Origin of the sequence: Bacillus sp. NMTD17 (genome assembly GCF_002998735.1) — a bacterium.
Taxonomy (GTDB): domain Bacteria; phylum Bacillota; class Bacilli; order Bacillales; family Bacillaceae; genus Bacillus.
Genome location: NZ_PVRH01000003.1, coordinates 505,306 through 519,959, shown reverse-complemented (window position 1 = coordinate 519,959; position 14,654 = coordinate 505,306). Strand labels below are relative to the sequence as shown.

Here is a 14,654-nt window from a genome sequence, read left to right as displayed (position 1 = left end):
AAAAACGCTTTCAGTCAATCCTCTTTTTGTAACATAAGAAAAACCTGATGCGCGTTGCATCAGGTAGAGGCTGGTTCTTTTCTTTTATTTAGTTGATGCAGCATATTGATTCGGTTCTGCAAAATGCGGGAGCATCTCACCATGTGCTTCAATGAGTTCATCGCATAATTTGATGATGTCATCAATGGATAGTTCAGCGCTTGTGTGTGGATCAAGTAATGCCGCTTGATAAATGTGCTCTTTTTTGCCGCTAATTGCTGCTTCGATTGTCATGAGCTGTGAGCTGATATTGGTCCGGTTGAGTCCAGCCAATTGTTCAGGGATCTCTCCGACATAGCAAGGCATGATGCCGCTGCGATCTGCAACACATGGTACTTCGACACACGCTTTTTCAGGCAGATTGTGAATGAGTCCTCCTGTGTTCAGCACATTCCCGCCAAATTTAAAGGGAACGTTCGTTTCGATCGCTTCAATGATACGAGAACCATATTCTTTTGAGCGAGTATGTGTGATCTGTGTATTGCCCACAAGGTCATGCTTCATTGTATTCCAGTTGTTGATTTGTTCCTCGCAGCGTCTCGGGTATTCATCGAGCGGAATGTTAAATTGACCGATCAGTTCTGGATAGCGTACTTTGATAAAATAAGGATGGTATTCGGCATTGTGCTCTGAGGATTCTGTGACATAGTAGCCGAATTTATCCATCAGCTCAAAACGTACCATATCATGGTGCCGCGCTTGCTGCTTTTCTTTCGCTCTTCTTTTGATGTCTGGGTACAAATCTTTTCCGTCCCGTTTCACCTCTAATAACCATGCCATATGGTTGATGCCGGCAATTTTTTCTTCAATGCCTTCATGATCCATTTCAAGTGATTCAAATAGATCCTTTGTACACACCTGCACACTATGACAAAGACCCACCGTTTGAATCGGTGTATAGCGCAGCATCGCACCTGTCAGTGTGGCCATTGGATTTGTGTAATTTAATAATAAAGCATTTGGGCAAACCTCTTCCATCTCCTTTGCAAAATCAAGCATCACAGGAATTGTTCGAAGGAAGCGGAAGATGCCGCCGATGCCAACCGTATCCGCAATCGTTTGTCTTAATCCGTATTTTTTCGGAATCTCAAAATCAATTACAGTGCTTGGCCGATAGCCTCCAACCTGGATGGCATTGATGACATATTTCGCATCCTTTAAGGCTTCTTTTCGGTTGTGATAGGGCTTAATGGTCACATTTGCACCGTAGTTCTCTTTTAAATGCCGAAGCATCGTGTCTGATTCATTCAGCCGGTTGTGGTCGATATCATATAATGCGAATTCAAAGCCGCTAAGTGCAGGGACGAACAAACAATCTCCTAATATATTTTTAGCAAACACGGTACTCCCTGCACCGATAAATGTAATTTTAGACATTGACGACTCTCCTTTTTACATCCATATTGAACTACCCTTTGACAGAGCCTTGTGAAAGCCCTGCGATAAAATATTTTTGCAACAGTAAAAACATCGTAACCATTGGCAGCATCGCAATGAGCGCAGCGGCACCAACGAGCTGGAGCTGATGCTGATTTTGACCAAAAAAATGGGATAAGGCGACTGTGAGTGTATGCATCTCTTTATCTTGCAAAAAGAAGATGGCAAATTGATAGTCGTTCCAAATATACACACAGGCAATGATTAAGACAGAAGCGGTAATGGGCTTCAGAAGAGGAAAAACGACAGTGAAAAAAACTCTGAGTGTCCCCGCTCCATCAATACGGGCTGCTTCTTCAAGCTCCTTTGGAATGGTCGACCGGATAAAGCCTGCGTATAAGAAAATGGTTAGCGGCAAAAAAGCAGCGACATTATTTAAAATAGCGATTTGATAGGTGTTCATCATCCCGATTTGAACGACCATTTTATAGAGCGGGACAAGGGCTGTGAGCGGTGGAATGACCATAATGGTGATGAATAAAACATAAACTGCTTTATTTAGCTTTGTGTTTCTTCTTGCGAGCGGATAGGCTGCAAGAGATCCAAGTATGATGAGTAATACAGCGGAGCTAAACGTAATCATCACTGTATTCAAAAAGGACTGGCCAAGCTGAGCCTCTGTCCATGCCGTGCGAAAGTTTTCAAGATGGAGCGCTTTCGGAAACAGCCATTTTGAACTGAAATCTCCTATCCCCTTTAATGATGTCGTCACCAAGATATAAAATGGAATGAGGTGAAGCAATGTCACCAAAAGTGCGAGGAAGGTGTACCATCTCTTTTTGCGTTTAAAGGCGTTATCCATCACACCTCGGTCTCCTTTCGTTTGAAATAAATCAGTGCTGCGACACTAATGACAAGGATGATGACCGCCATGAAGACTCCTTGCGTTGCTGCATAGCCTGCATCCTGACGTTTGAAATACAGATCATACATAAAGGTCGACATCGATTGCGAGGAATCTCCAGGTCCGCCGCCTGTTAGTGCCACAATGACATCAAAAAGTTTCAGCCCGCCAATGACGTTAAGCACAACATTAATGGTGATAGACGGCATAAGCAGCGGCAATGTGATCCGTCTGAATTGCTGGAGGCTTGATGCGCCGTCTAATTGTGCCGTCTCATAATAATCCTTAGGAATACTTTGAAGGCCTGCTAAATAAATGATCATCGCAATTCCGACGAATTGATAGGTGTTGACAAGCACAATGATCCATGTGTTTAATTGCGGATTGCCAAGCGCATTCATTTGGTCAAATCCAAAAAACGTCACCACATCGTTTAAGGCACCGCCTTGGTAAGCAAACACAAAATACCAAATATAGCCCATGGCAATCGGACTGATCATGACAGGTAGATAGATCACCGTCCTTGTGATGCCTCTCATCTTTAAACTTTGGTTTAATAAGAGAGCATATCCAAGTCCAATGATATTTTGTAAGATTGTACTCCCAATTCCGTAGAGAAGCGTGTTTTTGACAACAAGCCATGTCGTTGGGTCTTGAAGCAGACGTTTATATTGATCAAGCCCAATCCATTCATAAGTTTGTGAGAACCCGTTCCAATTCGTAAAAGATAGCTGAATGCCGTTCAAAAAAGGATAAATGATAAAGGTACTGACGACGAGTACAGCTGGCATGTACATCCACCAAAGTGATGAATTCCGGCTTTTTTGCATCTTTTGTTTTGGTAAAGAGGTAAATGCGGCTGGCTGCTTTGCTTTTGTGATGTCATTCATTGGCTTCACTCCTGTTTCAGCATGGGCCTGCTATTGTTTTTTCAGACGCTTATATTCCTCTTCCATCTTCTTCGATAATTGTTCTGGTGTGATGGAGCCTGCTAATAATTCTTGACCCGTCGTTGCCATGACAGCCCACATTCCGCTTGGTAAGTATTTTCGATCGAAGTAAGGTTCAATCTTCACCTGTTCGTATTGATCGTAAAACGTAGAGTAATAGTTTTTCGCTTTTACATGCGTTAAGGCTGCTTCAGAGGATGTGCCTTCTGCGATTTTTTCCGCATTTTCAGGCTTTGCGAGAAAATCGATGAATTGTTTTGCTTCTTTTAGATGCTTGGAGTCCTTCCAGGCAGCGACAGTAAACCGTTCTCCCCCAATCCAGCTTTGCTCATCTCCTTCATGAATGGCAGGAACAGGTATCGTGCCTACTTTGATCGATTGATTGAGTTCAGACGCTTCAGGTCCTAATGATCCTCCGACAAAGGTGAAGGCTATTTTGTTTTGTGCCATCAGTTCAGGTGCTTGAGATAGTTTCGCTGTCAGGACATCTTTGTTTAAAAGATCTTGATCCTTCAGCTCCTTCATGAACTGTGCAAGCGGTGTATAGTGAGACCAATCAAAAGATCCGTTTTCAAGTTCTTTTCCGTATTGATGTTTTGGAGCGGTGATTAATAAAGGTGTGGCTAGTTCATCAAAGACTTGGGCGATATTTGAGTTATCTCCTCCTGGTATCCAGAGCGGCACAACATCTCCTTTGCTCTTTTCTTTAACTGTCAGCAAAGCAGATTTTAATTCATCAAGTGTTTTAGGGACTTCAATGTCATAGTCCTTTAATAGATTGGCATTAAAGCTAAGCCCGTCTTTTGCTTGATTCAGCGGATACGCGTATACTTTGCCATCTTGGTCCTTTAAAATCTGATCGAGTGATGGATCAAGCTGTTTGACCCAATCCATCTCTTTTAAATCAGCCACATACTCTCTGTAGCGCAGTTTGGCCCAGCCATGTGTGTCAAACAGATCCGGCATATCGTTTGCCCCCATTTTGACGCGGATCATATCTTCATAGCTGTTGCCTGGGAAGTTGGCATCGATTCGAATATGTGGATGCTCTTTTTCAAACTCACGAATCACTTCTTCAAATGCTTTTCTTTCCCCGCTGTTGCTCATCGTCGAAAAGAGAGTCAGGGTGACCTTTCCGTTTGCTTCGGACGTACCGTTATTGCCGCAAGCAGACAAAAGAATGGTCAAGACAAAGGCCGCAGTCAGCAGCATGAATTTTTTATTCATGGTTTCCTCCTTTTGATCACTGAAAATTCAGACGATAATCGGTAGAATTCATGCAGTTGCGGAAACAAAAGAAGTCCATTATACTGGAATTCTATTCTTTTCAAAGAGATAAGAGAGCATAACGGCAGGCTGCCTTGTTCTTAGCATGATCTGGCCATCATGCTGAGCAGCTGCTTTCTGCTTTTTTGTCTCTTTTTTGTTTGCTGAGATCTTGGTTCACCCCCTTTCATGGATGAGACATGTGCTGCCCCGTTCGATGAGTTTTGTTGGCACGACGACTTTTAGAGGGAGCTTTCTTCCGTTTATTCGCTCAAGCAAAAGCTTCAAGCCGACTTCCCCCATTTCTTCTGTATATACTTTTACGCTTGTAAGCGGCGGACTTGAAAATGAAGCAGCTTCAATGTCATTAAACCCAACAATGGATACATCGAAAGGAACACGCAGACCGGCTTCGTTGAGCGCACGCATTGCACCGATCGCCATTGAATCACTTCCGATAAAAAAGGCTTGTGGAAGGTTTCCTTTTTTAATGGCTTGCTGCATAAGCGTATAGCCTTCTTGCATGGAGTATTCCCCAATGTGGATGTCATCCAGATGAAGACATCCCGCCTCCTGCATTCTTCTCATAAACGTCGTTTGCCTTTCGTCCTCAATCACAGCGTTTCCTTCGAAATAATGCTCCCGCTCCTTTCCGCCAATATAGCCTAGATGTGTATAGCCAAGCGATTGCAGATGGCGAATTGCTCGATCTGCCGCTCTTACAAAATCAACATGTACACAATCATACAAATCTTCATCCGCATAATGATTAATAAAAACAATGTGTTCCATTCGGTTTGTCATTTTTTCAACTGTATCGGGACTGATTCGTCCAATGACAATCAAACCGTCAATATCCTTTAGCATCGCCCCTTTGTCCATGCTTCTCAGGCGAAAGGTATGGAGGGTGGACAGCCCTTGTTTGGCATATTCTTTTTCAATTCCTTTTCGAATCGATGAAAAAAAGGGATCATTTAATTCTTCGTCAATGGATTGAGCGACAACGATACCGATGACTGGGGATTCAGATGGAGGTTTTTCTTCTGCTTGATCGGCTTTTCTTGCTCTCACTGGGGTATAGTTTAGCTTCTTTGCAATGTCGAGGATGTTTTGTCTTGTTGCGTGTGAAACGGCAAGTGTTTGATCGCCATTTAACACACGGGATACAGTGGATACGGACACTTTTGCATCATGGGCAATATCTTTGAGTGTGGTCATAGGCAAACTCCTCTTAGATTTTGACTAAATATTTACTAAAGATATTTGAAGGATAACATATAAGTAAAGCGCTTTCAATTGTGGATTTGTAATTTTTTTATTTTGTATTTGGTTATGTTTTGGTGAGATTGCGGTGTTTTAGTAAAATTGCGTAAAAAAGAGGATGGATTACATCCTCTTTTACTAACGTGATTCAATTGAGGCTGTTTCTTTTGCAAACAATTGCTTCATTGTCTCCCAAGCTTTATCGAGTTGATTGTGAAGTCCAAATAAACCTGAGTTGCCGATGATATAGATCTCATTTCCAGCCTCAGCAAGCAGCCGGAACGTGCTCTCATTACAAGAGCCGTCTACTTCAATTGAAAATGAGTATCCTCCTTGCTCTTTTATCTTTCTCACCTCTTTGATTTTACGAAGCATTTCTTTAATAAAAGGCTGTCCAGCAAAGCCTGGATCGATCGTCATGATCGTCACTCGGTCTATTAAATGTATAAAGGAATTTAACACCGCAATTGGTGTGGCGGGATTTAAGACAAAGCCGACCTTGCAGTCTCTTTGATGGATATGCCGAATGATTCTAAAAACGTCTCTTTGCACGACCTCTGGGTGTAAGCAGATCATGCTTGCGCCTGCATCAATGCAGGCATCGATTAAAAATTCTTGGGGGTATTCCGCCATAAGGTGAACATCAATTGGTCTATCTGTCAGTTTTCGAAGCTGTTCTATGAAAAAGGGCGATAAGGTGATATTTTTCACGTAATGACCATCCATGACGTCGACATGATATCGATCTGCTCTTGTGTTGAGTATATGAATTTGTTCGCGGAAGTGCGTTAAATCCATGCACATCAATGAAGGTGAAAAAATGGCTGTCATTCTGAGGCTCCTCCTTTTTAGAGTTGAAATAAAAGCTTGATCAATCCAATCAAGATTCCGATGATACCAAAGTCTGTATCTCCAAAAGTTGTCCCTTCAAAGCCAAGGGTTCCTAACACAGGTAATAAACAAGCAGGTAAAAAGGAAAGAAGCAATCCATTCACAAAGGCCCCAGCGACAGCACCTCTTACGCCTCCTGTTGCATTACCATACACTCCTGCTGTAGCGCCGCAAAAAAAGTGCGGGACAAGACCAGGGACAATGACAGTTAAACCAAACAAAGGTAAAAGAAAAATGGATACGATGCCTCCTGCAAAGCTGCATAAAAATCCGATAATGACTGCATTTGGAGCAAATGGAAAAACGGTTGGCGCGTCAAGTGCCGGCTTTGCCCCTTTCACAAAACGATCGGCAATCCCTTTGAAAGCAGGCACGATTTCACCGATTGCCATCCGCACCCCGGCTAAAATAATGTACACACCTGCAGCAAAGGTAATAGCCTGAATGAGAATGAAGACAGCGAAGTTCGTGCCCCCGCTAATTTGTTCTATAAAGGGAATCCCTGCAAACGGTGCAATCGCAAAGAACAGCAAAGCCATCGTGATCGAAATGGCAACAGATGTATCTCTTAGAAAGCCGAGTGATTTAGGCACTTGAATGGTTTCCGTTGATCTCTCTGGACGACCGATCCATTTGCCGATCATTCCCGCTGTAAAATAACCAAAGGTACTGAAGTGTCCAAGCGCGAGATCATCGCTTCCGGTGACTTTCCTTGTGAATGGCTGAAGAATAGCGGGTGCAATGACCATAGCCGTTCCTAATATAATCGAACCGGTGGTCACAAGAAATCCTCCTTGCATTCCGGCTGTCGAGAGAACCACTGCGAGCATTGCAGCCATATACAAGGTATGGTGCCCTGTTAAAAAGACGTATTTAAAGGGCGTGAATTTTGCCAATAACAAATTGACCAGCATGCCAAAAATCATAATGAGAGCCGTCTGTGTCCCGAATTCCTTTTGAGCAATAGCCGCCATGGCATCTGTATTTGGGACAACCCCTTGAATGTGAAAGGCTGCTTCAAACATTTTTCGAAAAACTCCAAGTGAATCAGACACGACCGTGGCGCCCGCTCCTAATATTAAAAAACCCATGGTTGTTTTCAAGGTGCCTGACACGGTATCTGCGGCTGATTTTTTCTGCAAAAGTAAACCGGCCAGTGCAAACAAACCGATGAGAATTGCCGGTGTGCCCAATATATCGTTCATGATCAGTTCCATCATGATGTGATCCCCCTTTTTTGTGGCTTATATGTGTTTACGAAGGACGTCTTTAATGGCTTTCTGGTCTAACAAGTTATTTAATCCAGCGACCTTTCTTGTGCCGTCATCCAGCTGATCGATAATGTCTGTTGCTCCGATATATAGATCGGCCTGTTCATTTTTACTTGTGCTGAGATCGGTATGATCTACTTCAGCTACAAGTCCTAACTCTTCTAATGCTTTTTTGACATTCATTTCTACGATAAAGCTGCTTCCTAATCCGTTTCCGCACACAACAAGAATTTTTTTCATTCTCTTTTTCCTCCTTTATAGTTGTGAAAATTGATCAACTAGTTTTTGCACCGATGCTAATTCCTTTGCTTCAACCAGTTGTTTCCTCCGTTTTTCATCACTTAACAGCATGGTCAGCTGTTTGAGTGCTTTCAAGTGGGTCATACTGTCAATGGCTGCTAGCACAATGATGAGACGAACCTGTTTTTTTCCATCTTTAGAGAAAAAAACGGGCGGTTCAAATGACATGAGTGACATGCTTAATTTGTTCACGCCGTCCTCTGGTCTGGCGTGCGGAATGGCTACTTGTGGTGCAATCACAATATAAGGTCCATTTTGATGCACAGACTGAATCATGGCCTCCACATAACCTCTCTGAATGGCATTTTGATCGAGTAAAGGCTGCGCTGCTTTTGTGATGGCCTCTGGCCAAGTTTCTGCTGTTTGCTGGAGATGAATGGTTTTTTCTGTTAATAAATCGTTTAACACTGGTTTCCACCCTTTCTGATGGGATACATATGCGGGATGAAGCAGCTCTTTAAGATCACGAAGCAGTGCTTTTTCATTTTGTACGATGGTATGCTGCTGAATGATGTTGAATAAAGCGTCCACATTGTTCTCATCAAGCCTGATTTCTGCACCTTCCCCATATTGAAGTAAGGTTTTTTTCTCATAGGCAGTGAGAATGGGATGAACGAGGTGAACGGGTTTTCCTTTAAACGAAATAGGTGTTGTTGACACAACAAAGTCGACATCAATGGATGACATTTCTTCATATGAACGCTTTGATAATAGTTCACGTACTTCGATATAACCGATTAATTCGATAAGCTGTGTTTTCAGCATGTGACTTGTGCCAATTCCTTCGCCGCAGACAATGTATACAGAACGCCGCACAATTGGTGAAATCCCTTCTCTTCTCATCCAACCACCAAAATGCATCGCCACATATGCAATTTCATGGTCGCTGATCTTTGAACAGGTCGCCTTTTCTAAATGGCATACGACCTTTTGAGTGATTTCAAACACCTCTGGCTGTGCTTTTTTAATAGATTCTGTTAATTCATTGTTGATATCAATGTGATAGACGAGTCTGTAATAGGCCGGGATGAGATGCATTGTCAAGTTTTGCTCCAAGGCTTCGTACTCTTGAAAGGAAATACATGCATACCGCTGAAAGTCAAAAATCATTTGTCTGGCAATGGTGCGAATGAGATGCTCTTCTGGTTTTTTACTTGATGGAAGCTTTTGTTTCTTGGCGCTGAGCCATAGAGTAGTAAGAAAATAGATTTCATCATCATGAACATGAAGGCCGGTTTCTCTTTGAATTCGTGCCATGAAACGAATAGCCGCAAAGCATTCATCTGTTTCCTGCAATGTACGCTTCTCTTCGTTTGAAAGGTGTACAGCACGTTCTAGCTTCATCCGCTTAAAGTAGAAAAAGAGATCCAAAGACAGCTGATCCAGCATGTCATCTGCAAACTCGAACTTAAGCTCTTGTTCTGACTGCTCGAGGAGATGCTTTAACCGTTTATATGAAATTGGCCCCTTTAACCAAAAAGGTGGAAACGCTTTTTCGTTTTTTATCATTGTGCGAATGGAATGAATATAAGGTTTCAGCGCCAATCGAATCGCTCTTTCTTCTCCTGAAATCAAATAGCCGCAGGCTGCCTGATAGTGGAGGATAAGCTGCTGCTTTGAAAGTGCTTCTTTTAGCTGTTTCATATCTTCAAGCAATGTATTCCGGCTCACTTTGGTCATCTTCATAAAATCATCAATTCTTAGGCGTTTCTCACTGCATGCAATGGATAAGAGCAGGATGGCTCTTCTTTCCTTTACACATGGTTCATAATCATGGCCAACGAGAATGGTGTTCGCTTTTTGAATAATGACTTCTTTTTCATGTGGGTGTAAGTAGTAGCCAAGTTGATCTTTTCGCTGAATACCACTCAGCTGCTGAGTTTCCAGCCAGCTATTCATGCGTTTGATTTCAGAGTAGACGGTTCGAGTAGAGACATTCAGTCGATTCTGTAAATCTTCAATTGATAAATAAGATGTCGTGTGAATCAGCATTGATAGTAAAGTCGTGCCCCTTTTGGTTAAATACAGTTGGAATTCCTCCCTTCTTCCCTTTGGTTATAAGTCTAATCAACTCACATGCGTCAAAGAAGCCCAAATGTCTTCAGCACATGCTGTGCAGCTTTTGGGTGCTCTTTTGCCATAAGAAAAAGCACACCCGCTTGAGTGTGCTTTGAGATTTGTACAAAAAGAACCCTTTGTCTTCTTTTATGTGATAGAAAACGTTTGTAATGAGGTCATGGATGTACTGAAAAATCTTTTTGAATTTTTTTGATCCTTCACAATGCTTTTGGCATTCTTGATTCACACATATGTACTGCATCAGTGTCCGCATGTTCTTTCTTCTGGACAAAATATTCACGTTCGTTTTGCTTGCCTCTATCATACGATGATCCACTTAGAAAAAAAGGTCCCCTTTTTCTCGGCCAATACAAATAAGAAAAAGTGCCCATAAACATGGACACTTTTTTTATATTATTCCCAAAACGCATCGCCTTCGTAATAAATATATTCCTCAACAAAAGTTTTAAAGTCTACATAAACGTTTTCAAACAGATAAAGCTGTCTTCTTCTATATCCTGTTGTTTTATTGTAACGTATCCCACAAAAACACTATGCTTTAATAATACCGTTTTCTTTTAGAAACCGTTCGAACAATTCATCCCCTTTATCCTCAATATATTCATCATCAATATTATACTCTCCAACCAACAAACCAAAATCATCATATTTTTCATATTTTTGTTTAAGTTTTATACCATAGCTTTCTTGATCAAAAAACAATAACCATTTCCCTGAATCTAAACTTTTAAAAAACACACCTTCATAATCTGAATCATTTTCATAATAGCCTACATGCAAATGCATTGTATCGTCTAAGTTAAGCAACGTTGATCTCTCCTTTAGAAAATAACATGATGATCTTTTAGATTAGGTGGAACGTGATAAGGTATATTATAACAATACTCATGTTATTTTATATCCTTAATCATATTGTATCCTTATAGGTACTCCGTTTTTTGAATGAATACTAGTCTTTCCGTAATCAGGAATGTCTGATAAATAGGCTTTGTGGTTAACTCCGTCTAAGATTAGGAGTTTTACTCTTCCCAACTCTATGTGCTTTCAATTTTCTTTGTAGTTAGAATTTCAAAAAGAGATGTTCGTCCCTTAAATCTAAAGACAAATAATCAAAGCCTTCAGATCAGCTTCAGTCAGAGCCTCATCTATGTTTTCAGCCCAAGATAGTTATCTTTGACAGCTCAGTCCTCCTCTTATCATCAGTTATACTTTCAGCTAAACCATCTTCAAAAACAGCGTGCAGCCTTTGAGTCCATTTTTCCATAAAAAAGCACACCCGCATCAGTGCGCCTTCTTACGATTTAGACTTAAGCAATTGCAGCTCTTGGTCCATAATATCTGCTGCTTCGTTAATAAATTGAATGATTAAGTCTAATTCTTCTCGTTTGTATTCGTTTGTGAGCTGTTTAGTTGATGCCGATAAGGATTGGAAAAGTTCTTTTACCTGTGATTTCCCTGCCGTTAATGGAACGATGATAACTCTTCGTTTGTCTTTTGGGTCTTTTTCTCTTTTGACGTAGCCCGCTTTTTCAAGGCGATCAATAAGAGCTGTGACCGCACCTGAGCTAAGACCTGTTTTTTCACTTAATTCTCCTGCTGTGAGAGGACCGAGTTCGTTTAATAAATCGGCTGATTTGAGGTCTGTTGGGAAAAGGCCGAGCGATTGCGCGGCCGCTTGATGGAATAAAACCGTTCGTGTGGCGAGGCGCCTCATTGTATGTATGATCAGGTCTGCTCTGTCTTCAGTCTCGTTCTTTATTGACAACTTGTTCTCCTCCCTTTAAAATCAATTTATCTTGATCATCAAGATAAATGTTCTCTTACTTATGGTTAAGTTGATCATAGCAAAAATAAGAAGAGAACGTAAGCAGGAGGTAAATGAAATGAATCATGTGGATAAAGGCAAGGCATCCACTCGCTTTGTTGTCATCGGTTTGCTGTTAGGGATTTTTATGGCAGCGATGGACAATACCATTGTTGCAACAGCGATGGGAAGCATCGTAGCAGATTTGGGCAGTTTTGATAAATTTGCTTGGGTGACGGCTTCTTATATGGTGGCAGTGATGGCTGGAATGCCGATTTACGGAAAGCTTTCTGATATGTATGGTCGAAAGCGTTTTTTTCTGTTTGGACTTATTTTCTTTTTAATTGGATCAGCGCTGTGCGGTATCGCACAAACGATGGATCAGCTCATTATTTACCGGGCCATTCAAGGGCTTGGAGGCGGTGCCCTTCTTCCGATCGCGTTTACGATCATCTTTGATATCTTCCCGCCTGAAAAGCGCGGAAAAATGTCCGGTATGTTTGGTGCAGTATTTGGTTTATCGAGTGTACTAGGACCACTGTTAGGAGCTATTATCACAGATTCGATCGGCTGGCATTGGGTTTTCTATATTAACGTGCCAATCGGTATTGTTAGTGTGTTCTTGATCGCCAGATACTATCATGAATCGCTGGAACATCGCAAGCAAAAAATTGACTGGTCAGGTGCTATTACACTTGTCGTGGCAGTTGTGAGCTTAATGTTCGCACTTGAGCTTGGCGGTAAATCTTATGCGTGGGATTCGGTGCAAATCCTCACACTTTTTGCCGTGTTTCTTGTGTTTGGTACCATCTTCTTTATTGTTGAGCGTAAAGCGGAGGAACCGATTATTTCTTTTTGGATGTTTAAAAATCGTTTATTTGCGACATCTCAAATATTGGCGTTTTTATATGGGGGGACATTTATTATTCTTGCCGTCTTTATTCCTATTTTCGTGCAAGCGGTGTATGGTGAATCTGCGACAAGTGCAGGGTTTATTTTAACACCGATGATGATAGGATCTGTGATTGGCAGTATGATTGGCGGAACGATGCAGACGAAAGTGCCTTTCAGACGTCTTATGACGATCTCTGTTATTTCATTTTTTGCTGGGATGCTGCTTCTTGCCAATATGTCACCAGATACAGCTAGACTGTGGCTTACACTCTTTATGATGATATCAGGCTTTGGCGTCGGCTTTAGCTTCTCTCTTCTGCCTTCAGCTTCAATGAATGATCTTGCCCCTCGTTACCGAGGCAGTGCAAACTCAACCAATTCATTTATGAGATCACTTGGGATGACGCTTGGTGTCACGATTTTTGGGACGATTCAAACCAATGTCCTAACGAATCGCTTAGCAGATGCCTTTAGCGGAATAAAAGGAGCCCCTTCTCAAATAGGCGATCCACAAGCCATTTTTCAAGAAGGTGCTCGCTCACAAATTCCGCCTGATATTTTAAATAAAGTCATCGATGCGATGTCACAAAGCATTACGTACGTATTTTTGATTGCGTTATTCCCTATTGCCCTTGCAGCGATTACGGTCCTATTTATGGGAAATGCACGAGTACGCACATCAAATGAAATGAAAGAAAGCGAATAATGTGAAAAAGCAGAGCCTTAGCGGCTCTGCTTTTTTGTTTCACTGATATAGAGGATGGGCTTTGCCCTCACTGCCAACGATCCGTATTTTCGATGTGACCATGTCTTTTGCTGCTTGTTTTGCTTTTTGTAAATACATACGTGGATCTAAGCTTTCAGGTTCGTTTGAGAAATGATCACGGATGGCTTCAGAGTACGCATTTTTCAATTCAGTAGAGACATTGACCTTTGCCATACCAAGTGCTACACATCGTCTGACGTCCTCATCCGGTACAGCGGAACCACCGTGCAGCACAAGGGGAACATCGACCAGCGCTGCAATTTGTTCAATGCGGTCAAAGTCAATATCCGGTACCCCTTTATAAATGCCGTGAGCGGTACCAATCGCAGGCGCTAAAGTAGGTACCCCAGTTTCTTCTACAAATTGACGGCATTCTGATGGAATGGCTTTTTCAGCATCCTTTTCATCGACGACGATATCATCCTCTACGCCGCCTACCTTGCCTAATTCTGCTTCGACGTTCACCCCTACTTTTAACGCGAGGTCTACGACTTCTTTTGTGCGGCGTACATTTTCTTCATATGAATGCATGGATGCATCGATCATGACGGATGTATATCCCGCTCGAATACAGGTGAGAATCACATCAAAGTCCGTGCAGTGATCAAGGTGCAGACCGATTGGGATTTGATATTGATCAGCCGCCGCTTTGACTGTATCTGCAATCGCTTTTGCTCCAAGTGATTGAACCGTTCCAACCGTTGTTTGCAAAATGACAGGTGATTTTAATTCTGCGGCCGTTTCGAGCACCCAATAAATACTGTCAAAGGAATGTACATTGAATGCAACGATTCCGTATTTTTCTTTTTTCGCAGCCTCAAGCATCGGTGTTGTTGAAAGTAAAGGCATG

12 protein-coding genes and 1 pseudogene are annotated in these 14,654 nt (G+C 42.0%); 1 reads left to right on the top strand and 12 read right to left on the bottom strand.

What is annotated here, in order from left to right; translation table 11 throughout:
• Positions 1 to 84: 84 nt before the first annotated feature.
• The 11 genes from melA to C6347_RS12260 all read right to left on the bottom strand — a co-directional run bounded on the left by melA (position 85) and on the right by C6347_RS12260 (position 12,054).
• Positions 85 to 1,416: an alpha-glucosidase/alpha-galactosidase gene (gene melA, locus C6347_RS12315; RefSeq protein WP_106071683.1), complete on the bottom strand. Its 1,332-nt coding sequence runs from the start codon at positions 1,414 to 1,416 to the stop codon at positions 85 to 87.
• Positions 1,417 to 1,447: 31 nt separating this feature from the next.
• The gene (locus C6347_RS12310) at positions 1,448 to 2,278 is read right to left on the bottom strand and encodes a carbohydrate ABC transporter permease (RefSeq protein ID WP_060596463.1); all 831 of its coding nucleotides are present in this window, start codon (positions 2,276 to 2,278) and stop codon (positions 1,448 to 1,450) included.
• The gene (locus C6347_RS12305; RefSeq protein WP_106071682.1) at positions 2,278 to 3,210 is read right to left on the bottom strand and encodes a carbohydrate ABC transporter permease; all 933 of its coding nucleotides are present in this window, start codon (positions 3,208 to 3,210) and stop codon (positions 2,278 to 2,280) included. The genes C6347_RS12310 and C6347_RS12305 overlap by 1 nt, the downstream gene beginning before the upstream one ends.
• Before the next feature lie 30 nt (positions 3,211 to 3,240).
• On the bottom strand, positions 3,241 to 4,497 hold the full coding sequence (locus tag C6347_RS12300) for an ABC transporter substrate-binding protein (protein WP_106071681.1): 1,257 nt from the start codon (positions 4,495 to 4,497) through the stop codon (positions 3,241 to 3,243).
• Positions 4,498 to 4,713: 216 nt separating this feature from the next.
• On the bottom strand, positions 4,714 to 5,754 hold the full coding sequence (locus C6347_RS12295; RefSeq protein WP_106061892.1) for a LacI family DNA-binding transcriptional regulator: 1,041 nt from the start codon (positions 5,752 to 5,754) through the stop codon (positions 4,714 to 4,716).
• Between the two features lie 183 nt (positions 5,755 to 5,937).
• Positions 5,938 to 6,630 (bottom strand): D-allulose 6-phosphate 3-epimerase, encoded by a 693-nt coding sequence (gene alsE, locus C6347_RS12290; protein ID WP_060596467.1) that lies wholly within the window; start codon positions 6,628 to 6,630, stop codon positions 5,938 to 5,940.
• Positions 6,631 to 6,647: 17 nt separating this feature from the next.
• A complete protein-coding gene (locus C6347_RS12285) occupies positions 6,648 to 7,910 on the bottom strand; it encodes a PTS ascorbate transporter subunit IIC (RefSeq protein ID WP_060596468.1) in 1,263 nt (420 codons plus the stop codon).
• A 24-nt stretch (positions 7,911 to 7,934) separates the two neighbouring features.
• On the bottom strand, positions 7,935 to 8,201 hold the full coding sequence (locus C6347_RS12280) for a PTS sugar transporter subunit IIB (protein WP_060596469.1): 267 nt from the start codon (positions 8,199 to 8,201) through the stop codon (positions 7,935 to 7,937).
• Positions 8,202 to 8,216: 15 nt separating this feature from the next.
• On the bottom strand, positions 8,217 to 10,289 hold the full coding sequence (locus tag C6347_RS12275; protein WP_219905833.1) for a BglG family transcription antiterminator: 2,073 nt from the start codon (positions 10,287 to 10,289) through the stop codon (positions 8,217 to 8,219).
• A 582-nt stretch (positions 10,290 to 10,871) separates the two neighbouring features.
• Entirely contained in the window at positions 10,872 to 11,147 is a 276-nt protein-coding gene (locus C6347_RS12265; RefSeq protein WP_223250439.1) for a DUF3986 family protein, read from the bottom strand.
• A 487-nt stretch (positions 11,148 to 11,634) separates the two neighbouring features.
• A complete protein-coding gene (locus tag C6347_RS12260) occupies positions 11,635 to 12,054 on the bottom strand; it encodes a MarR family winged helix-turn-helix transcriptional regulator (protein ID WP_223250451.1) in 420 nt (139 codons plus the stop codon).
• A 169-nt stretch (positions 12,055 to 12,223) separates the two neighbouring features.
• On the opposite strand from C6347_RS12260, the pseudogene C6347_RS12255 reads away from it, so the two are divergent.
• Positions 12,224 to 13,790: pseudogene (locus tag C6347_RS12255) on the top strand (MDR family MFS transporter).
• Here C6347_RS12255 and C6347_RS12250 read toward each other — a convergent pair.
• Complete coding sequence (locus tag C6347_RS12250; RefSeq protein WP_034660835.1) at positions 13,784 to 14,653, bottom strand: class II fructose-bisphosphate aldolase; 870 nt, start codon at positions 14,651 to 14,653, stop codon at positions 13,784 to 13,786. The pseudogene C6347_RS12255 and the gene C6347_RS12250 overlap by 7 nt on opposite strands.
• Position 14,654 lies beyond the last annotated feature (1 nt).